This window comes from Clostridium minihomine, from assembly GCF_900240385.1.
In the GTDB taxonomy this organism is placed as follows: domain Bacteria; phylum Bacillota; class Clostridia; order Oscillospirales; family Acutalibacteraceae; genus Faecalispora; species Faecalispora minihomine.
Genome location: NZ_OEQH01000001.1, coordinates 511,923 through 532,513, shown reverse-complemented (window position 1 = coordinate 532,513; position 20,591 = coordinate 511,923). Strand labels below are relative to the sequence as shown.

Here is a 20,591-nt window from a genome sequence, read left to right as displayed (position 1 = left end):
GCCGCTTTCAACGGAACAGGGAATCAGGCCTGAAAGGACTCAATTATTCTCGCCACAGCCTTTTCCGTATTCTCTTTCGTATTAAAGGAGGTAAGGCGGAAATACCCTTCGCCGTTCAGGCCGAAGCCAGAACCGGGGGTACCCACCACGCCGGTCTTTTCCAGCAACAGGTCGAAGAATTCCCAAGAAGTCAGTCCATTCGGAGTCTTGAGCCAAATGTATGGGGAATCCACGCCGCCGTATACTTCAAAACCAGCCGCAGCCAAACCTTCGCGTATGATTTTTGCGTTGTTTAAATAGTAAGTGATATTCTCACGGATTTGCTTTGCGCCTTCTTCGGAATACACCGCTTCTGCCGCCCGCTGAATCACATAGGGAACACCATTCATCTTGGTGGACTGCCGGCGGCTCCACATTTTGTTCAGAGACACCCCGCCGAATTCCAGTTCTTTGGGAATGACAGTAAAGGCACAGCGGGTGCCGGTAAAGCCTGCCGTTTTTGAGAAGCTGCGGAATTCAATGGCGCAGGTTTTGGCACCGGGAATCTCATAGATGCTGTGGGGCATGTCAGGTTCGGTAATAAACGCTTCATAAGCCGCATCAAACAGAATGACCGACTTGTTTTCATTGGCGTAATCCACCCATTTTTTCAGCTCTGTTTTGGAAATACCAACACCGGCCGGATTATTGGGGAAGCACAGGTAAATGATATCTACCGGTTCTTTCGGCAGCTCAGGCAAAAAGTTGTTTTCTTTCAGGCAAGGCATGTATACAATGCGGCTCCAGCCCTTACCTTCCTCATACTCACCGGCACGACCCGCCATCACATTGGTATCCACATAGACCGGGTACACGGGGTCGCACACCGCTACAATGTTATCGGTGCAAAAGATATCGCCAATATTTCCGGTATCGGATTTGGCGCCGTCACTGACAAAAATTTCATCGATGCCGATTTCCACGCCGCGCTTTTTAAAGTCGTTGTCGGCAATGGCCTGTCTTAAAAATTCATAGCCGCATTCCATCCCATATCCGCGAAAGGTTTCGGCGTGTCCCATTTCCTGAGAAGCCTTTACCATGGCATCTACCACCGCTTTCGGCAGAGGAAGAGTCACATCGCCAATCCCCAAACGGATAATGGGGCGATCCGGATTTTTCAGCACAAATTCATTGACCCGCTTTGCAATATCCACAAACAGATAGCTGGGCGGAAGCTTTACAAAATTCGGATTGACCTTCAACATGATAAAAACCCTCTTTCATAATATCTTAGCAATCAGGCTGGCCCGGCAGAAAGGCGTTACCCTATCTGCCCTTCAAACACAAACTCGGCCGGCCCTTGCATAAAAACTTCGTCGGTTTCCTGATTCCAGCGGATCTTCAGGTCGCCTCCTTTTAAATGTACTAAAACCTCGCGCCCGGTTTTGCCATTGAGCGCACAGGCCACAGCCACCGCACACGCACCGGTTCCGCAGGCCCAGGTTTCCCCGGAGCCCCGCTCCCACACGCGCATTTTGACCTCGTTGTCCTCTATCATCTGCACAAACTCGGTGTTAACCCGTTGGGGGAACATGTGGTGGAATTCAAAGAAAGGCCCAATGGATTCTAGCGGCAGGGCATCCACATCCTCCACAAACACCACACAATGGGGATTCCCCATGGAAACACAAGTGACGCGGTATTCCTTTTCTGCAATGATAACCGGCACATCAATGACCTGAGCAGATTCAAACAAAGTCGGAATCAATTTGGCGGACAGCTCCGGTTTGCCCATATTCACCGTTACGCTGGTTACAATATCTTTCTCGTCCACTGTCAGAAATAAAGTCTTAATACCACTTTGGGTATCGACCGTCAAAGTCTTCTTTTTGACCAGACCCTTTTCATAAACATATTTACCCACACAGCGAATTCCATTCCCGCACATCATGGCACGGGACCCATCCGCGTTGTAAATATCCATGGTACAGTCCGCTTTATCGCTGGGGCCAATCAAGATAATTCCGTCGGATCCCACACCAAAATGCCGGTCGCTGAGCCGAATGGACAGCGCCGCCGGATCGGCAACCGGCTCTTCAAAGCAATTAAAATACAGATAATCGTTTCCTATGCCTTGCATTTTTGTAAACTTCAATCCATTTCCCCCTTTGTCTTTTTCTCCCTATCAATGACTGAAAAAGCCTCGTGTCAGAACAGTTCCAAAATCAAAGCAGCAATTTCCGCAATTTTTTTTCCCATGTCCATGCTTTTTTTCTGCAAAAAGCGATGCGCCTGCGCCTCGGTAAAAAAGTTCCGATCCATTAAAAGCTGCTTGGCCCGCTGCACCAAAACCTTGGGTTCCGCCGCTAAATCTTTCCGCACCGAAACCATGGGATCCCCCACATTTAAAAGCATGTTTACCGAAGAGATTAAATCTGGCTTATTTAAAGGGGTCATCAGGCAAGCGGATTCCAAATCAGCAGCAACTTCTGCCTGATGAGGCTTTACAATAAATAAAAAATCATAACCAGGAGCCATCTGCGGAAGTTCCCAGGCCGTCACATCCTGCAAATCCAGATTGCACACCACAACCCCGCTGCTCTGAAAATGATAATTGGTCATTTCAATGAGCTGAGCGCCGGTGGTACAAAGGCCATACACCAGAATGCCGCCAGACTTCAATACCGTACCGATCCGCTTGGCGGAATCCTTATTTGAATTCGCGATGATCACACTGCCCATTCATGGTCACACCCCCATCCGGGAAATCATTCAATCGTTACAGCCTCTTCCCTTCTATTAAAACTTCTCCAGATATTCTTCCAGCTCCCACTGAGTTACGGTACTGTTAAAGCGGTTCCATTCTTTCTCTTTGGCTTCCACATACTTGTGATACGCATGGGTGCCAAGCACCGATTCAATAAAAGAATCCCGCTTCATTTCCAAAATGGCTTCCTTTAAATTGGTGGGCAGGCTGTCAATTTGTTTTTCCAGCCTTTCCTGGGGCGTCATATCATAAATATTAGACACAACCGCTGCAGGCGGAACCATCTTTTCCCGAATGCCCCGCAAACCGGCGGCCAAAAGAACAGCAAATTGCAGATAAGGGTTGGCAGTCAAATCCGGGCTTCTCAGTTCCACCCGGGTATTGACCCCTCGGGTAGATGGCACCCGCACCAGCGCACTGCGGTTCCCTGTGGTCCAAGCAATGTAACAGGGGGCTTCATAGCCGGTTACCAGCCGTTTATAGGAATTTACCAGAGGATTCGTAATGGGGCAGGTGCCCTTGATGTGAGTGATGATTCCCGCAATAAAGTGGTGTGCAAGCGTGCTGAGCCCTGCCTCACCATTGGGGTCATAGAACACATTCTCTCCATTTTTAATTAAAGACAGATTGGTGTGCAGTCCCGAACCGGCCTGCCCAGATAAAGGTTTGGGCATAAAAGAAGCGCACAGGCCATGAGCGTTGGCCACATTTTTCACAACCATTTTAAAGGTCATCATCTGATCTGCCGAGCGCAGCGCTTCTTGATACTTAAAATCAATTTCGTGCTGAGCCATTGCCAACTCGTGATGAGAAGCTTCAATCTCGAGCCCCATTTCCTCCATAGTCATGCAAATGTCCCGGCGGGCACTTTCACCCAAATCGGCCGGGCCCAGGTCAAAATACCCGGCGGTGTCATGGGTCACTGTGGTGGGATGCCCGAATTCATCTGTATTAAAGAGGAAAAATTCGCATTCCAAACCCACGTTCAAAGTATACCCCATATCGGCGGCATCCTTCAGAACCCGTTTTAAAATGTAGCGGGGGTCCCCCTCAAAAGGGGTTCCGTCCGGCTTATAAACATCGCAAATCAAACGGGCGGTTTTTCCCCCATGATGTCTGCTCCAGGGCAAAATCAGGAAGGTATCCAAGTCCGGATGCAGATACATATCCGATTCTTCAATCCGGACAAATCCCTCGATAGAGGAACCATCAAACATGCATTGGTTATCCAGGGCCTTTTCGATCTGCCCGCTGGTAATGACAACATTTTTGATCGCACCGAATATATCGGTAAATTGCAGACGGATAAAGCGTACATTATTTTCCTGTACCAGTTCTATAATATCTGCTTTTGTATACCTGCTCAAACGCCTCTACCTCCTTAAAAATAAAAACAGCAAGGCCGCTCTTTACCAGAACCTCCTTGCTGTCATAGAATTTATGAATAATATCGTATATATTGTAACTATTTATACGTTGCTTGTCAATCATTTTCCCTGCACTTCCCCGAATTTATGGTAATGCACAAATTTTAATTGCATTTGGGGTAATTTCCTGTTTGTATCACAGCACAAATGCCCGGCAAACATCAGACAGCGCTTCATCAACACACAAGTTCATGACTTTATCTTTCCCTGCATTTGCACAATCACCCGGAAAGCATTGGAAAACTCTTATGATTATGCAGGATTTATTTCTTTAAAATGCAAAAAGCAATAAAAAGCACCCTTCTTTTCAAAAAATATTTTGATCTTGCCAGCCGGCCAAAGCGCTGAGAACCTCGCTGTCATGCTAAAAAATCAAGAAGTTATTCCGCATTGCGGTAAAAAGTGCTTCTATAATGAAAAATCCCTGTAAATCAACAAGAATCCAGAAATCTAATCCCAAATTCAAATTTCCCATCCATCCGGCAGCATGCACTTTTCTTTAAAATCATCAAAAGAAATCCGCCTGCATCCCCCACACTCAAAATGTATAATTATTCATCTATGCCGTGTCTTTTGTCGATTCCCCGCAAAAGAAAAAGCAGGAAGGCACCCTTTCGGGTAGCCTTCCTGCCATGTATTGGGAACAATCCGCACCCACAAAGGCACAGAACAGTTTCATTATTTGCAATCAAAGCAAGCTTTGCCGGGGTAGCGGGCGGCCTTACCCAAATCTTCTTCAATGCGCAGCAGCTGATTGTATTTCGCAACACGCTCACTGCGGCTGGGAGCACCGGTCTTAATCTGCCCGGCATTCATGGCAACTGCCAAATCGGCAATTGTGGTATCCTCGGTTTCACCGGAGCGGTGGGAAACCACAGCGGTATACCCTGCACTGTGCGCCATTTTAATCGCATTGAGTGTTTCAGTCAAGGAACCAATCTGGTTCAGCTTAATCAGAATGGAATTGCTGCAGCCGTTCTGAATACCCTTGCTCAAGCGCTCAGTGTTGGTAACAAACAGATCGTCGCCAACCAGCTGAACTTTGCTGCCCAAACGAGCTGTCAGCTTCTGCCAGCCATCCCAATCTTCCTCATCCAAAGCATCTTCAATGGAACCAATGGGGTATTTGGAAACCAAATCCTCCCAGAAAGAAATCAGCTCATCGGTTGTAAAGGTCTTGCCGCTCTTGGGAAGCAGGTAGCCGCCGTCTTTGCTCTTCCACTCGCTGGAAGCCGCATCAATTGCCAACATAAAGTCGTCATAAGGCTTGTAACCGGCCGCCTCAATCGCACGCAGCAGATACTGAACCGCTTCTTCGTCGCTCTTCAGGTTGGGCGCATAGCCACCCTCGTCACCCACAGAAGTGGACAGGCCTTCTTTTTTCAGAATTCCGGCCAAAGCATGGAACACCTCGGTGCACCAACGAAGACCTTCGCGGAAACTGGAAGCGCCGACAGGCATAATCATGAATTCCTGAATATCAACGTTGTTGGCCGCATGAGCGCCGCCGTTTAACACGTTCATCATGGGAACCGGCAGGGTATCCGCAGCAGCACCGCCCAAGAAACGGTACAGCGGAACATTCTGTGCTTTGGCAGCCGCCTGTGCAGCAGCCAAAGAAACCGCCAGAATTGCGTTGGCGCCCAGGCCGGACTTGTCCTTGGTGCCGTCCAGTTCCAGCATTGCAGCATCAATGGCAGCCACATCAGAAACATCTACGCCGATCAAGCGCTCACGGATTACCGTATCAATGTTGGATACAGCCTTGAGTACACCCTTGCCGCCATAACGGGCCGGATCTTTGTCCCGCAGCTCCAGCGCCTCAAACTGGCCGGTAGATGCGCCGCTGGGAACTGCTGCCCGGGCCTTCACACCGTTTTCCAGAAGAATTTCTGCTTCTACAGTGGGATTCGCACGAGAATCCAGAATCTCTCTGCCTGTAACGTTTTTGATTTGATAACCCATAAAACCGCTCCTTTATTTTTAATGATAGCTTTGTTATGTGCCGGTAAACCAAAACAATCTTTGCAGCAGCCTGTTTTTTTATCAGATCTGCTGTCATGCTTCTACATTCATAAATATATCATATGTTTTTATTTTGTCAAGCAAATTTTCCCTTTTTCAGGTTCTATTCCGTCACCCAAAAGCCCGGCAAATCTTCCTTTTTAAAAAAGAAAACACAGCAAAAAAAGCAACCGGAATTCTAAGTATGCTCTGCCTGTTTAATATAGAAAAAACAGTTTCGGGAAAACAGCGGACTTTGGCACAAAAGCCGGCTGCTTCCCCAAAGCTTTAACCCAAAGCAACGTCTAAAATCATCATCAAGATAAATCCGCTCATAACGCCCAAAGTTCCCACATTAGAATGTCCCCCCCGGCTGGCTTCGGGAATCAGTTCTTCCACCACCACATAAATCATCGCACCTGCGGCAAAAGACAAAAGCCAAGGCATTAGCGGTGACACAAAACCGGCGATCAAAATCGTCAGCAATGCAAAAACCGGTTCTACCGCACCGGACAAAAACCCGCCTAAAAACGATTTGCCAACCGAAAGCCCCTCTTGGCGCAGCGGAAGTGAAATCGCCGCCCCCTCGGGAAAGTTCTGAATTCCCATGCCGATCGCCAATACCATTGCTGCCGTAAGCGCAGCATCGCCTCCGCTTTGCAGCGCCATGGCAAAAGCAAGCCCCACGGCCATGCCCTCCGGAATATTATGTAGGGTGACCGCAAAAAACAGAAGCGTCGTTCTTTTCCAGGAAGAGCTAACACCCTCCGGCTCACTCTCTCCCAAATGCAGGTGAGGCAAAAAGCTGTCCAGCACCAGCAAAAACAACCCGCCCAGTGCAAATCCACCCGCCGCAGGAATCCAGCCAATCTGCCCTTGTTCTTCTGCCCGCTCAATGGCGGGAATCAAAAGTGACCAGACCGAAGCCGCTATCATAATACCGCTGGCAAACCCCAACAAGGCCTTCTGTACATTTTCATGAATGGCTCCGCGAAAAAAGAACACCAGAGCCGCGCCTAAAGTAGTCATAGCAAAGGGAAAAGATATTCCAAACACTAACCACATAACGGAATCCATAGCATCTCCTCATACCATTATTTATTTTCGTTCTTTCTTAATTATTGATTTATTATTTCTTTCTGTGCGAAGAATTTGAACAACAAAATGCTTCTTCCGGTGGAAATTTCCTGCCATAAAATAAATCAAACCGCACATACTGAAGCAGGGTGATCATAATTGAAAGCAGAAAATCTTCAGGATTTAATTCGCCGCAGCAGCAGCACCAGAAAATATTTCATGTCACTGCCGGTTCCCGCCCAATTAGAACTGCATCGTTACAACGAACACGTGAAAACTGCGGATCAGCTGCACCGATACGCAGATTACTTTCAAACGACCGGGCGGCTATAACCTATGGGTGGAAAAAAGGGTTTGTCCTTTTGGGCAAACCCTTTTGTAATATTCTGTTTTCTCCGGACTGGCCGAACCATCAGAACAAAGGGCTGAACCGTTCTTAACCGAACACCCATCAGCCAAAGACACGCTCCCTCTCTTGTGGCCGGTTTTATTACAGAACCAAGCTGGGTGCAGTGTAAACTCTGGCCGCCAGCTCCTGATCCAATAAGTACAGGCCCTTGGAATCGGAACCAAACAGCTGAATTTTTTTAATGAGAGTTTCCGCATTCATTTCTTCTTCGCCCTGTTCTTTAACGAACCAATCTAAAAACTGCATGGTGCGGTAATCTTTCACACCGCTTGCCGCATCATAAATCTCATGAATAGAATTGGTTACATATTGCTCATGAGCCAGTGCCGCTTTGGCAGGGCTCAGCAGATCCGAAAACTTCGCGTCGGGCTTGTCAATGGCTTCCAACACAACCTTCTCACTGTTATTCTGCAAATACTGCAAAAATAACATTGCATGATCGCGCTCTTCCTGTGCCTGAATCGTATACCAGTTTGAGAAACCGTCCAGACCCTCATCCTTGTAATAATTAGCAATACCCAAATACAGATAAGCCGAGAAGAACTCTTTGTTGATTTGGGTGTTAAGCAGCGTTACAACCTTTTCATTTAACATAAATATGACTCCTTTCCTGCCCCGTTGCCCGGTTTGCAGCTCCGGCACGACAATGGTAAAACTCATTCGCCGAAAAGAGCTTTTGTCGCCGGTTCTTGCGGGGGAATCCATTAAACGAATCTTTACTATTATTATAGCACACCCACAGAACAATACAAGGGACAGAAAAGAAAAAATCAGGCACAATCCTGCTCAGGCTTTATAATAAATAACGAAAATCATTACTGTTTTTAAATTATTCCACTGGAACGGGTGGCCGCAACAGAAACGAAAACGCAATTTAACAAAAATGAGTTTATCTTCCTTTTTGTTGTTTTAAGTCTTCTTCACAAGTGACCTTACCAAGCACGGAATAAATATCTTCTACAATTGACGATTCAATCAGGTGCTGATCTGCCATTGCGCGCAGAATACCGACGGCCTCTTCGTGCAGCAGTGCGGCACGGTAAGGCCGTTCCTCTGTCAAAGCTTGGTAAATATCTACACAGGCCATCATACGCGAGTTAAAATCCAGCTGATCTGCCCCCAATCCAATAGGGTACCCCCGGCCATTCAGCTTTTCATGATGATTTGCAGCCCATTCCGTAATATCCTCAAAGCCCGAAACAACCTCCAGCGCTTTACGGGTGTAAAAGGTATGAGCCTGAACCACGTCAATTTCTGCCCGCGTCAAATTCCCGGGCTTATCCAGAATCTCATTGGGAACCATGATTTTCCCTAAATCATGCAGATCCGCCGCAATGCGCATCTTCCAATAGGTATCCTCGTCATAGCCATAATACCGGGACAAAATTCCAACTTTTTGACTGATTCCGCGGGAATGCCCACCCGTAAACGGGGATTTGGCATCGATAATCCGGCTGTACAGCTGAGAAATCTGACGGATGGTTTGAAAGCTGAAATTGCGTTTTGCCTGAGGAATCAAGCGATTGAGCGCATCCCCAATAAACATTGGCTGCATGTTCATCCAAAACTCTACATTTTGAGAAATACGAAAGAAAATCCGAACCAGTTCAGGGTCATAAAAAGAAGAGTCGGTTCGGATAAATTCTAAAATTTCATTGGGCGAATGCCCCTGGGCATAATCCACTGCAACCCGATTCGCCAGGGCAATAAAACGAGCATAAAGCGGAATCTCTTCCCCTTTTTTACCAAAAAATCCGCTTCCGTCATAATGCTCGTGGTGATATAAAATCACATTGGGCACAGGATGATAAAAGGGAAAATAAGCGATGTTTTTTTCCCCTTCTTCACAATGTTTTAAATTGTTTTCCAACTTTATGATATCTGCAGGCGTTTTGCCTGTCAGCGATCGGGTAATTCCGTTATCATGCAGCAGCGCATAAGAAATCAGGTCAAACGCATCTTCTTTGACAAGATTCATTTGTTGAGAAATGCGTGCGCAAATATAAGCAACATGTCTGGTATGATTTGTAACATCCTTCAGTAAATCTCTTTCCACAAAATCCAGCGTAAAGGAAAAAGAGCTAACCATTTCATTTACATTTAAATACAATTATTCCGCCTCATATTCTGGGTAATTTTACAATGCTATTTTCTTTTTATAAACATTCAGTTTCACTAACAATTATCGGATCTTTTCAGCGAAAATGAATACCGTTTTACAACTTAATTGTGTTACAATTTTCGTGTTGTAAATATTTATCATAGCACCCCAGAAAACGACGGACTTTATAAACGAGACTTGATTTTCCAAACCATTAACTGGCGTAAAATTTCTTCTCGTGATTCACCCTTTTTCTGCGAGGTTTCCTCCAACAGTCGACAAAAACTTGGAAAACCGGTTCCAAAAGGATCTCTTACCATTTGGATTCTGCGATCCATCTTTTTGATTTCTTCCTGTGTCATACGTTTCCCTCCATCTTCAAACATCCACAACTTGGCGTTAGTTGTTATGTTAATTATAGCAAAAATCAATGATAATTGCCAAAATTTTTGCCAGATCTAAATTTTTCATAATTTACGACAAATAACGCTAGAATTCTTTGTGTAATTATAAAAATTAAACAAAAATAAAATCCGTTTTTTATTATTATGAAAAATAATAAATAAAAAATCAAATATAGCACTGCTCTATCTACTCAAGATTGAAAAAGATTTTTGTAATAAAAGTACAGCTTATATTTTTGTTTTGCTTTTTCTTGTCATTTTTGTAAAAGAATGGACACAAGAAATGGACAAATTTTAAAAAACAAATTATCACACTTTCGATTCCCGTTTTGAGAGCTTCTTCCGCACAAAAATCATCCTTGCTCTCCCCATTAATCACACACCAAAAAGGCAGATAGCTCTTTATGAGCCACCTGCCTTTTCATTATAACATCCGGATATTCGGGTTCTTAAAAAGCAAAACTGCAAGCCTTTCATCTTTCCAGTTTGCGATCATATAGAAGTGCGGCATTCAGAACAACCAAAACCGAGCCCGCATTATGTACCAGTGCCCCGGTAATTGGATTCAGCACACCGGCCACAGAGAAAAACACAGCCACCAAATTAATGATCATCGATAAGGTAATATTAAACTGAATGGTGCGTACCGTCGAGTTCGACAGCTTTTTTAAATAAGGAATCTTAGAAATATCATCTCCGGTTAACGCAATATCTGCCGCTTCCACCGCAATGTCGCTTCCCATGCTGCCAAGAGCGACGCCCACCTGTGCCGTTTTCAGTGCCGGCGCATCATTGACTCCGTCACCAACCATGCAAATTCGATTCCCTTCTTGTTGAAGCTGACGAATCCGTTCCACCTTTTCTTCCGGCAAAAGCTGTGCATGAATCTGGCGGATTCCGGCTTGCTTCGCAAAATACTCTGCGGTCTGGCGATGATCACCGGTCAGCAAAACCACTTGAGTTCCCATAGCATGAAGCTTTTGCACCATATCTTTTGCCTGCGGCCGCATGATATCAGAAAACGCCACGGCTCCCACACAAACTCCATTTGCTGCAATTAATATTGTCGCCTTTCCCTGACTGCGGAACTGTTCCAAAGAAGCTTGGACTTTTGCACCCAGAGAAACCCCTTCTTGCTCCAAATAGCTACTGCTGCCGCACAAAAGATTTCTTTGCTGCACCACAGCCCGAATTCCTTTTCCGGGAAGCATCTGAAAAGAAGAAGCCTCCCAAAGAGGAATTCCTTGTTCTAAAGCATAGCGCGTAACAGCCTGACCCAAAGGATGCTCTGAAAGCGACTCTGCCGAGGCCGTTATTTGCAAAAGTTCTTGGGGTGTTAACTGCCCGGAATACACCTGCACATCACTAACCGTTAACTGACCCAGCGTAAGAGTACCCGTTTTGTCAAAAGCAATGCAGTTAACCTTGCCCATGTTTTCCAATGCCTCACCGGATTTGATAATGATTCCGTGCTTCGTTGCCTGACCAATGGCAGCCATGATTGATGTGGGAGTCGCCAACGCCAAAGCGCAGGGGCAGAACACCACCAAAACAGTCACAGCTCTTGTAAGATTCCCAGTGATAAAATAGGTAATCACCGCAATGGCCAAAGCGACGGGAACCAGCCAGGTGGCCCATTGATCTGCAATTCTTTGCATGGGAGCCTTATTGTTTTCCGCATCCTGTACCATTCGTATCAATTTTTGCAAGGAGGAATCTTCACCCACTTTGGTAGCCGTCAGTTCAATGGCGCCAAAGCGGTTTATCGTGCCACAGAACACACTATCCCCCTCCGCTTTATCCACAGGCAGGGATTCCCCCGTCAAAACAGACTGATCCACCGAAGTATTTCCACTCAGAATACAGCCATCCACCGGTATGGCTTCCCCCGGCAGCACACGAAGAATTTCACCCTGCTGAATTTCGGTAACCGGAACCATTTCTGCCAGAAACGTTCCATCCGGCTGGGGAACCAACCGGCGGCCCTGAGCCGGAGCAAGACCAATCAATTGTTTAAGGCCTTTTTTGGCCCGCTCCACAGTTTTGTCTTCCAACATGGCGCCCACCGCCATAATGAAAGCCACTTCTCCGGCTGCAAACAATTCACCGATTGCGATAGAAGCTGCCATTGCAATCGAGATCAGCAAAGCGGAAGAAACCCACTTTTCAAAAATCAGCCGGGTCAGTGCCAAATACAAAAGCGGGAATCCGCAAATCACCACGGTAACCCAGGCCGGATCCACCGGAACCGAAATTCCGGTTAGCAGAAAAGCCAGACTAAAAGACAAAAACACCCCGGAAATCACCGTCATCGGAATTCCGCAGAACAAATCATTTATTTTTTTTGCCATCATTGGCTCCACCTCTGGAAAATCAATTTATTTTAAAAACGTTTCAATGGCCTTGTTCAAATCCTCCAACACCTTTTTATCCCCATTTTCCGCCGCCTGAACCACACAATGGTCAATGTGATCCTGAAGAATAATCCGGCTGATGCTGTTCACAGCAGAACGCACCGCAGAAAGCTGAATCAAAACTTCACTGCAATCGCGGCCTTCTTCCACCATTTTTTTAACGGATTCCAAGTGCCCTGTTACCCGGGAAATTCGGTTGATAACGGCTTTGGTTTGTGTATGAGTATGGCTATGGTGATGATTGTTCGATTCCGTCATTGTTTTTCCTCCGTATTCTCTTAATATCCCCCTAGGGGGGATATTAAGAGAATACTTTGTCTGGATTTGTTTGTCAAGGGAAACAATGAAAAAAGAGAATATTGAAAGCCATCTTTTCTTTTTGAGTAGCCTTTTTACAGTTTTCATTATAGAATAGAGAAAAAGCCTGACCGTCTTTTGACGGCCAGGCCAATACATACTTTTTCGTTTTTGAGAATATGGGTTAAAATGAAAGAGAATCAGCACAAGGCCGATTCTCTTATAATGCTGTTTATTCCCCCGCTTTTATTCCCCTGGATGGTACAATTCCCGCAGAAGTCGAATTTCCTCTGCATACCCCTCCAGTTCATTGGGGGTTTCCAAATAAAACGGCAGCCGGCACAAACTGGGATGGTTGATAATTCGCTCAAAGGCCTTCAGTCCCAAAGATCCCTGACCGATTTTCTCGTGTCTGTCTTTGTGGCTGCCCAGCGGATTCATGCTGTCGTTCAAATGAATGGCCCGAAGATGTTTGAGGCCCACTACCCGATCAAATTCTTCCAGCACTTCATCCAGCCTGTCTACAATATCATAACCGGCCGCATGAATATGGCAGGTATCCAAACACACACCCATTTTTTCAGAAAGGGAAACCCGATCCAGAATCCGGCGCAGTTCTTCAAAGGTTTTCCCCACCTCGGTTCCCTTCCCCGACATGGCTTCCAGCAGCACCGTGGTGGTCTGTTCCGGTTTTAAAATTTGGTTTAGCTGCTCCACAATTTGATCAATCGCGGTATCCACGCCTTGTCCCGTGTGGCTGCCGGGATGAAAATTATAGCAGCTGCCGGGAACATGCTCCATTCGCTCCAAATCATCCGCCATAACCCTCATTGCAAAATCCCGCACCTTGGGATCGGCGGAACAGGCGTTGAGTGTATAAGGGGCATGAGCCAAAATAGAAGAAATTCCGTTTTGCTCCGCCAGAAGAAGGAACTCTGAAACATCTTGCGGATCAATAGCCTTCGCTTTGCCGCCCCTCGGGTTGCGGGTGAAAAACTGAAAGGTATTGGCGCCGATTTGAATCGCTTGCTTACCCATGGCCAAAAAGCCTTTGGCCGCCGAAAGATGACATCCAATGGTCAGCACAAAGTCACCTGCCTTTCCTTACTATCCACCCATTGGGTTTTGGCTGCCGATTCCAGATCCAGCAGCTTCTGCTTTACCTCTAGCCCGGCTGCAAAACCGGTCAGGCTTTTGTTGGATCCTATCACCCGGTGGCAAGGGATCAAAAGCAAAATCGGGTTACGGTGGTTGGCATGTCCCACAGCCCGCACTGCTTTGGGGTTGCCGATCTCTTCGGCTATTTGCCGATAGCTGCGGGTTTCGCCATATGGAATGCTTTGCAGAGCCTTCCATACCTGCTGCTGAAAAGGAGTCCCCTTGGGGGCCAGCGCAAGATCAAACGTTTCTCGTTTGCCCGAAAGATATTCCCGAACCTGCTGTGCTGCCCGGTTTAAAAACTCGGTTTGTTCTTGCGGGCCAACCGGTTCTTGCCCAACTTCCATTCGGAACAGCTGGGTCACTGCACCGTCTTCTTCTCTGATGCAAACCGGGCCAATTTGTGTATCATAAATCGCATAGCTCATTTTGGTATGCCTCCTTTTTCCCCTGCATTTGATCGATTGGCAACTCTATTTTCTATCTTTCATTATAAAGCAAATTTTTATTCCTGCAACAGAAATCAAAAAAGATTATAACCCCAGTTTGTTTCCCCCTTAATCCATTGACAAACTGCAAGAAAAGTGTATTATAGTAAACCATGTGTAACTGCCAAAAAACCGATCGTAACTGCGAAATCATTGCGGGAGGAAAGTCATGAAATTCAAAAACATACGGAAGGTTTTTATTCGGGATTGGAAAAATATTGCCCACAATCCATTTGCTATGATTATCGTTTTTGGAATTTGTCTGATTCCGTCCTTATACGCTTGGGTTAATATTCAGGCGTGTTGGGATGTTTATGAGAATACAGGGAATATTCCGGTTGCCGTTGTCAATAACGATAAACCAGCTTTATTAAACGACACGGAAATTAATATTGGTGAAAGTGTCATAGAACAGCTTGAGGAAAATGACAAAATAGATTGGAAGTTTGTGAACGAACGGCAGGCCGAGTTGGGCATTGCAGACGGAACCTATTTTGCAGCTATTGAGCTGCCAGAGGATTTTTCGGAAAACTTTGCAACTATTTTTTCGGATAATCCGGTTAAACCTCATATCATTTATAAAGTGGATACCAAAGTAAACCCCGTAGCAGAAAAAATTACGGAAACGGCCAAAAATACATTGGTTCAGGAAATTGAGTCTAATTTCATCGCCACCGTTAACGAAACGGTTTTTGCCATTCTAAACCCGGTGGGCAGCAGTGCAGACGAAAATCTGCGCGATGTTATCAAGATGAAAGATGCCATTGTCAAGCTGAGCAAAAACATGAATGTAATCACAAAGTCTATGGATGGCCTGCATGACAATGCCGACAACCTGAATCAGTTTTTAACCAGTATGAATGCGGCGTGGCCTATGATGCAGAACAGCCTGAACACCGTGACGAAAAATGCGCAAACCCAGCAGGAACTTTCCCGTGCCACGCATCAGCGGCTTAACGATTCCCTTACTTATACCGATACTAATTTACATACCGTGCAAAACTCCAGCCAACGCATCCATGTGCTTTTAGAAGAACTAAACAACACCGCTTCGGAAGGTAATGTTGCCAAAATGAACAACACCTTCTCTAAGCTGGACACCACATTGTCTTCTATGGATCGTTCCATCGGCGCCACCATTACTTATTTGCAGCAATACAAAAAAATTGATTGGAGCGACGATGCAGACAATGCTTCTGATAGGCTTTCATCACTGCAAACCTCTTTGACAAATCTGCGTTCCCAACTGGAAGATCTGCAAAAGAATTTGAAGAAATTTTCTTCTTCTACCGACGGCTTATCTGAGTATTTGGGAAAAACACAACAGCAGCTGCAGAAACAGATTGAGGAAATGGATGCCTTAATCGGCAGCACGATTTCTTCGCTGGAAACCATCAATAAAATCCTTAAATCCCCAGAAATCAGCGCTGTGATTCAGGAACTGAAAGCCTTGCGGGAATCCGGAATCGGCGACGCCGTTTTAGAGCCGCTGAAAAACCTTCAGAACTCTGCCGAGAATATTACCGCGTCCATACAAACCGTTTCGGGAGCCGTGGGCAGTGCCATCCGAACAATCGATCATGCGATGCCCAAAATCAAAAATGCTATTTCTTTCTTGGATTCTGTTCAGAAACACGATAAAACAAAAAAGCAGGAAGTGGGCAATCTCATCACCTCTTTGGACACCATTCAAAGCGAAGTGGAGGGAATGCAGGCTCAGCTTACCGCCATTCAGCAGGAAGCGAACCCGGCCGCGGCGCTCTCGAAAGAAAAGCGCGATACCATCAATAAAGATTTATACGAGATGCAAACGCAGCTCAACACTGTTTTGACTTCGTACAATCAAAGCATCCGGGGCGATTTGGATACCATCGGTTCACGTCTGGTCGTTTCTTCCGACACCGCTGCCGCTGTGGCACAATCTGCAGAAGATCTGGGTGTCGAAATCGGCGCCATGCTGAAAACAGCCCAAGAAGGTGCCGATTTAACCACCGATTTTACCGGCAGATTAAATAACAAGCTGAATGAATTCAGCGATGTCATCGAAAGCCTTGGCAGCAAATTAGAGCTGGTTAACAACAATGACATTGCACAAATGATATCGATTCTGCAAAACAACCCCGAATTCATGGGCGATTTTATTGCAATGCCCTTTGAACAAAGAACCGAAACCATCAATGACATTCCCAACTATGGCTCCAGCATGGCGCCCATTTACACAACTCTGGCCTTATGGGTCGGGTGCCTAATCCTCAATTCCATTTTGCGGTCACGCCCGGTTACCTGTGCCGAAATGGATGAACTGACACTGAGAGAAAAGCATTTTGGGAAAATGCTGACCTTCTGCTCTTTTGCAATCATTCAGGGACTGATTGTTGCGTTGGGAAATATTTTTCTGGTAAAGATTTATACGGTTCACGCATTTCTGTTTGTCTGCGTGGCTGTGTACTCTTCCATTGTGTTCTGTATTATCACTTATACTCTCTATTCCACTTTGGGCAACAGCGGTAAAGCCATTGCCATTATCTATATGATTTTTCAGCTGGCCGGCAGCGGAGGAACCTATCCCATTCAGGTAGATCCCCAAATATTCCGGGTTCTGCAGCCCCTTTTCCCCTTCGCCTATACCGTCAGCGGATTTCGAGAAGCCATTGCCGGGCCTTTGATTACAACCGTGCTTTTGGATTTTGTTGTGCTGAGCCTGTTTGCTTTTGTATTCTTGATTTGCGGATATTTTCTGGTAGTACGGCTTAACGAACCGGTGCACCGTTTCGAAGAAGAATTTGAAAGCTCTGGTCTGGGAGAATAAGGAGGTTGCCATAATGAAATTTCGGACATCTTTGAAAACGGCGCTTCTGAAAATTGCCGGATGGTTCCGCCACATTGCTCGTGATCGGATTAAGCCTGTATTTTTGGTTTTCTTTCACGACTTAAAAACCATACGCAACAGCAAGGCTACCCTTGCCATTGTAATCGGTCTTTGCATTTTGCCTTCTTTGTACGCGTGGGTCAATATTTATGCCTGCTGGGATCCTTATGCAAACACGGGGAACCTGCCCGTAGCAATTGTAAACAATGATGAGGGAACCGTCATGAACGGCGAAATCATCAATGTTGGCGAAACCGTTATGGATGAGCTAAAAGAAAACAAGTCGATCGGCTGGGAATTTGTAGACGACTGGCAGGGAAATTATGGCCTTAACGAGGGAAAATACTATGCCATGATTGAAATCCCCCGCAATTTTTCAGAGCGTTTGACCAGTCTTGCCACCACCACGCCACAAAAACCAGTCATCACTTACCGGGTCAATGAAAAGCTGAACGCCATTGCTTCTAAAATCACCAACGTGGCAAAGGATCGGCTGATTGAAAGCATTGAAAGCAGCTTTGTCAGAACTGTGAACGAAAAGGTGATGGACACCTTAAAATCAGAATCGGATAACATGAAGATGGATTCTTCCCGCTTAAAAGAGCTGAAAAAGTCTTTAGAACAGGCTGACAAAGACATCACCAATGCCAAAGAACAAATTGAGAAAGCAAATAAAGACTCAGAAAACTTTCAAAAATATTTAGAGGACGCTTCTGCGCTGTCACCAAAAATTACAGCACAAATCAACAGCCTGCAAGAGTTAACCGCCGCCGGTGCCTCGCTGGCACAAAAAACCCAAACTGCCGTTGAAACCATTGCAGAAAACATCAGCGATGATCTCAACCGCATGCAGGAACTGAATCGGCAGAACCAGCAGTTGATTGCTCACCTGAAAGCCATCAACGACAACACTCTTGATGAAAACACAAAGACGATTCTTCGCCAGAATATTACCATGTGCAACTCTTTAAGCATCCTTTTAACAACAGATATTGCCGATTTGGATGATTTAAACGATTCGTATGACTTAAATTCGCTCACTTTATTGATTAACTCTCTGCGTTATGCCAATCGGCTGGTGCTGGCGCAGCAGGACGCCATGGAACAGCTATTAACCATAAAAAACAATAGCACATCCAAAGAGACGATTTCAAAGTCACTGGATACAATTTCAAAGCTCAGCGACGAAATCGCCCAAACAACACAAACCTTGTCTTCGACCTATACCTCGCAAGGCGCACCGTTGCTAACCAGCTTGGGTAATAACATCGTGCGCTCTTTGAGCAGCGCCAGCGGACTCATCGGTTCGACTTCAGCCATTGTGCCCCAACTGGACGCCTTGTCTGCCTTTACGCAGGCCTCCAGCGGCATAGCTGTGCAGCAGGGAAACCGAATGATTGACCTTTTGGATTCCGTACAAGAGGACTTAAATAAGATTCTGGAAAAGATAGACGATGTTTCTTCAGAAGATATTGAAACGCTGGAGGATATCATTCACAATAACCCCACTGTCATTGCCGATTTCATTGCCTCTCCCTTAGAAGTTGTTCAGACAGAAGTCTATAAAGGCGGCACTTTTGGGGAAGGCCTGACTCCGTTTTATACCGTATTAGCCATTTGGGTCGGCGTTTTGTTGCTTTGCGCTTTCTTGACGGTTCATTGCAATGAACTGGAAGGGTATCAGCTGAATTTAAAACAAAAGCATTTTGGAAAAATGACTCTGTTTTTGTTTTTATCCCTGATCCAATCCACCATTATTACCATTGGCGATGTGATTTTGCTGGGCGTAAAGCCACAGGATTTTGGCCTGATGCTTTTGTTCAGCGCCCTTTGCTCGGTGACTTTTGTGGTGATTATCTTTACCTTGGTTTCTTTGTTTGGCAACGTAGGAAAAGCCATTGCAGTCATTATCATGGTGTTTCAAATTGCGGGAGCCGGGGGAATTTACCCCATTCAGACCAATCCCCGTATTTTTGGAATTCTTCATCCTCTTTGGCCCTTCACCTATGGAATCAACGGTTTTCGCGAAGCGATTGCCGGGCCCACCTGGGAACATGTCAGGGCGAATATTATCGCTCTAATCGGATTTATTCTGGTGTTTCTTCCCTTGTCTGCTCTGCAAAACTTGGTGCATAAACTCACCGCCTATTTCGAGCGTCGATTTAAGCAGGCCGGTATTTAATATCAGACAACTCCTGCGCAATAAAATGTTTCTTTATTTTTCCAAAAATCCATTGACAAACTCTTGTGCTTATATTAGGCTTGAATCAGAAAGAAATCGTCGAAACACTTTGAAATCGGACGAAAAAAGGAAGATGCATTTTGGAATCATTGCTTTTAAATGGCATTCCGATTCATACCAACCGATACAATGGACGAACAGACATAAGCGGCTCTGCGGAATCTGGCGGAGTTTTTTCCGGGTTACTGGATGCCGCCATGAAGCCCACCGATCTGGATGCGATATTTGATAAGGCTTCTCAAACCTATCATGTTCCCGTGGGTTTGCTGAAATCAGTGGCTAAGGCAGAATCCGGCTTTGATCCCAATGTGGTGTCCTCTGCCGGGGCTCAGGGTGTCATGCAGCTCATGCCCGGCACAGCCCAAGGCTTGGGTGTAACGGATCCCTTTGACCCCGAACAGAATATCATGGGCGGCGCAAAATATTTAAGCCAGCTTCTTTCTCGGTTTGACGGGGATGTTACTTTGGCGGTGGCAGCATACAACGCCGGGCCGGGCAACGTGGCCAAATATGGCGGCGTACCGCCTTTTGCAGAAACTCAAAACTATGTCAAAAAAGTGTTGGGAACCGACGGAACCGCTTTGACTGCCGGAACAGTCAGCACAAGTGCACTGTCGGCAGATTCTCTGCCGCCTTCTGCGGATCTCAGTGCCTTTGCGGATACCTCTTTTCTGGGAGCCACCACCGCAGAAAGTTACCTGCTTCTGAAACTCTATCAGTTTCAGGCCACTAAGGGTCTATTTTCCGACTTTTCTGATTCGGAAACCCCTTTGGATTATCTGATCTGATTTTCTTTCAAAAGAACAAAAATAAAACTGAATGCAAAAATCCCGTGCAAATGGCCTGAGCCGCAGCACGGGATTTTTTGATTACACGAGCAGAATAATTACAGTCCTCTCACTTAACAGGACTGCCTGTAAAAATTTAATTTTCAGTTTTTCTAATTTCGGCAGAA

At 45.9% G+C, this 20,591-nt stretch carries 17 protein-coding genes; 4 read left to right on the top strand and 13 right to left on the bottom strand.

The annotated features are described in order from the left end of the window. Positions 1-23: 23 nt before the first annotated feature. The 6 genes from C1A02_RS02480 to C1A02_RS02450 form a co-directional block, all read right to left on the bottom strand. Positions 24-1,244 carry an LL-diaminopimelate aminotransferase gene (locus C1A02_RS02480; protein WP_101696613.1) on the bottom strand — a complete coding sequence of 407 codons (1,221 nt, stop codon included), beginning with the start codon at positions 1,242-1,244 and terminating at the stop codon, positions 24-26. Positions 1,245-1,300: 56 nt separating this feature from the next. Beyond that, positions 1,301-2,134, bottom strand: coding sequence for a diaminopimelate epimerase (gene dapF, locus C1A02_RS02475; protein WP_101696612.1), 834 nt, complete (start codon positions 2,132-2,134; stop codon positions 1,301-1,303). 53 nt (positions 2,135-2,187) lie between these two features. Continuing rightward, positions 2,188-2,721, bottom strand: a complete 534-nt coding sequence (locus C1A02_RS02470) for an ANTAR domain-containing response regulator (protein ID WP_101696611.1) — start codon at positions 2,719-2,721, stop codon at positions 2,188-2,190. Positions 2,722-2,778: 57 nt separating this feature from the next. Next, entirely contained in the window at positions 2,779-4,113 is a 1,335-nt protein-coding gene (gene glnA, locus C1A02_RS02465; protein WP_101696610.1) for a type I glutamate--ammonia ligase, read from the bottom strand. A 738-nt stretch (positions 4,114-4,851) separates the two neighbouring features. Continuing rightward, the gene (eno, locus tag C1A02_RS02460) at positions 4,852-6,138 is read right to left on the bottom strand and encodes a phosphopyruvate hydratase (protein ID WP_101696609.1); all 1,287 of its coding nucleotides are present in this window, start codon (positions 6,136-6,138) and stop codon (positions 4,852-4,854) included. A 327-nt stretch (positions 6,139-6,465) separates the two neighbouring features. Then, the gene (locus C1A02_RS02450; RefSeq protein ID WP_101696607.1) at positions 6,466-7,254 is read right to left on the bottom strand and encodes a ZIP family metal transporter; all 789 of its coding nucleotides are present in this window, start codon (positions 7,252-7,254) and stop codon (positions 6,466-6,468) included. Positions 7,255-7,413: 159 nt separating this feature from the next. On the opposite strand from C1A02_RS02450, the gene C1A02_RS13410 reads away from it, so the two are divergent. Beyond that, positions 7,414-7,587, top strand: coding sequence for a hypothetical protein (locus C1A02_RS13410; protein ID WP_164997133.1), 174 nt, complete (start codon positions 7,414-7,416; stop codon positions 7,585-7,587). A gap of 157 nt (positions 7,588-7,744) precedes the next feature. On the opposite strand, the gene C1A02_RS02445 is transcribed toward C1A02_RS13410, so the two are convergent. The 7 genes from C1A02_RS02445 to C1A02_RS02415 all read right to left on the bottom strand — a co-directional run bounded on the left by C1A02_RS02445 (position 7,745) and on the right by C1A02_RS02415 (position 14,465). Then, positions 7,745-8,257 (bottom strand): ferritin, encoded by a 513-nt coding sequence (locus tag C1A02_RS02445; protein ID WP_101696879.1) that lies wholly within the window; start codon positions 8,255-8,257, stop codon positions 7,745-7,747. A 295-nt stretch (positions 8,258-8,552) separates the two neighbouring features. After that, on the bottom strand, positions 8,553-9,773 hold the full coding sequence (locus C1A02_RS02440) for an HD-GYP domain-containing protein (protein ID WP_101696606.1): 1,221 nt from the start codon (positions 9,771-9,773) through the stop codon (positions 8,553-8,555). A gap of 176 nt (positions 9,774-9,949) precedes the next feature. Then, positions 9,950-10,126, bottom strand: a complete 177-nt coding sequence (locus C1A02_RS13405; RefSeq protein ID WP_164997132.1) for a sulfotransferase — start codon at positions 10,124-10,126, stop codon at positions 9,950-9,952. Between the two features lie 515 nt (positions 10,127-10,641). Beyond that, positions 10,642-12,519: a heavy metal translocating P-type ATPase gene (locus C1A02_RS02430; RefSeq protein WP_101696604.1), complete on the bottom strand. Its 1,878-nt coding sequence runs from the start codon at positions 12,517-12,519 to the stop codon at positions 10,642-10,644. Positions 12,520-12,546: 27 nt separating this feature from the next. Continuing rightward, positions 12,547-12,840, bottom strand: coding sequence for a metal-sensing transcriptional repressor (locus C1A02_RS02425; RefSeq protein WP_101696603.1), 294 nt, complete (start codon positions 12,838-12,840; stop codon positions 12,547-12,549). A gap of 285 nt (positions 12,841-13,125) precedes the next feature. Next, a complete protein-coding gene (locus tag C1A02_RS02420) occupies positions 13,126-13,965 on the bottom strand; it encodes a deoxyribonuclease IV (RefSeq protein WP_101696602.1) in 840 nt (279 codons plus the stop codon). Next, positions 13,959-14,465, bottom strand: a complete 507-nt coding sequence (locus C1A02_RS02415; RefSeq protein ID WP_101696601.1) for a methylated-DNA--[protein]-cysteine S-methyltransferase — start codon at positions 14,463-14,465, stop codon at positions 13,959-13,961. Before C1A02_RS02415 ends, C1A02_RS02420 begins: the two co-directional genes overlap by 7 nt. Before the next feature lie 229 nt (positions 14,466-14,694). Here C1A02_RS02415 and C1A02_RS02410 point away from each other — a divergent pair, with 229 nt between their 5' ends. The 3 genes from C1A02_RS02410 to C1A02_RS02400 all read left to right on the top strand — a co-directional run bounded on the left by C1A02_RS02410 (position 14,695) and on the right by C1A02_RS02400 (position 20,424). Further along, positions 14,695-17,334: a YhgE/Pip domain-containing protein gene (locus C1A02_RS02410; protein WP_101696600.1), complete on the top strand. Its 2,640-nt coding sequence runs from the start codon at positions 14,695-14,697 to the stop codon at positions 17,332-17,334. A 13-nt stretch (positions 17,335-17,347) separates the two neighbouring features. After that, on the top strand, positions 17,348-19,576 hold the full coding sequence (locus tag C1A02_RS02405; RefSeq protein ID WP_101696599.1) for a YhgE/Pip domain-containing protein: 2,229 nt from the start codon (positions 17,348-17,350) through the stop codon (positions 19,574-19,576). Positions 19,577-19,716: 140 nt separating this feature from the next. Next, positions 19,717-20,424, top strand: coding sequence for a lytic transglycosylase domain-containing protein (locus tag C1A02_RS02400; protein WP_370737776.1), 708 nt, complete (start codon positions 19,717-19,719; stop codon positions 20,422-20,424). The last annotated feature ends 167 nt before the right edge of the window (positions 20,425-20,591 follow it).

Bases quoted from the DNA above. Each gene is read 5' to 3' on its own strand.
- C1A02_RS02480 (WP_101696613.1), bottom strand. From the start codon at position 1,244: ATGTTGAAGGTCAATCCGAATTTTGTAAAGCTTCCGCCCAGCTATCTG.
- C1A02_RS02470 (WP_101696611.1), bottom strand. From the start codon at position 2,721: ATGGGCAGTGTGATCATCGCGAATTCAAATAAGGATTCCGCCAAGCGG.
- eno (WP_101696609.1), bottom strand. From the start codon at position 6,138: ATGGGTTATCAAATCAAAAACGTTACAGGCAGAGAGATTCTGGATTCT.
- C1A02_RS02450 (WP_101696607.1), bottom strand. From the start codon at position 7,254: ATGGATTCCGTTATGTGGTTAGTGTTTGGAATATCTTTTCCCTTTGCT.
- C1A02_RS02445 (WP_101696879.1), bottom strand. From the start codon at position 8,257: ATGTTAAATGAAAAGGTTGTAACGCTGCTTAACACCCAAATCAACAAA.
- C1A02_RS13405 (WP_164997132.1), bottom strand. From the start codon at position 10,126: ATGACACAGGAAGAAATCAAAAAGATGGATCGCAGAATCCAAATGGTA.
- C1A02_RS02430 (WP_101696604.1), bottom strand. From the start codon at position 12,519: ATGGCAAAAAAAATAAATGATTTGTTCTGCGGAATTCCGATGACGGTG.
- C1A02_RS02425 (WP_101696603.1), bottom strand. From the start codon at position 12,840: ATGACGGAATCGAACAATCATCACCATAGCCATACTCATACACAAACC.
- C1A02_RS02415 (WP_101696601.1), bottom strand. From the start codon at position 14,465: ATGAGCTATGCGATTTATGATACACAAATTGGCCCGGTTTGCATCAGA.
- C1A02_RS02410 (WP_101696600.1), top strand. From the start codon at position 14,695: ATGAAATTCAAAAACATACGGAAGGTTTTTATTCGGGATTGGAAAAAT.
- C1A02_RS02405 (WP_101696599.1), top strand. From the start codon at position 17,348: ATGAAATTTCGGACATCTTTGAAAACGGCGCTTCTGAAAATTGCCGGA.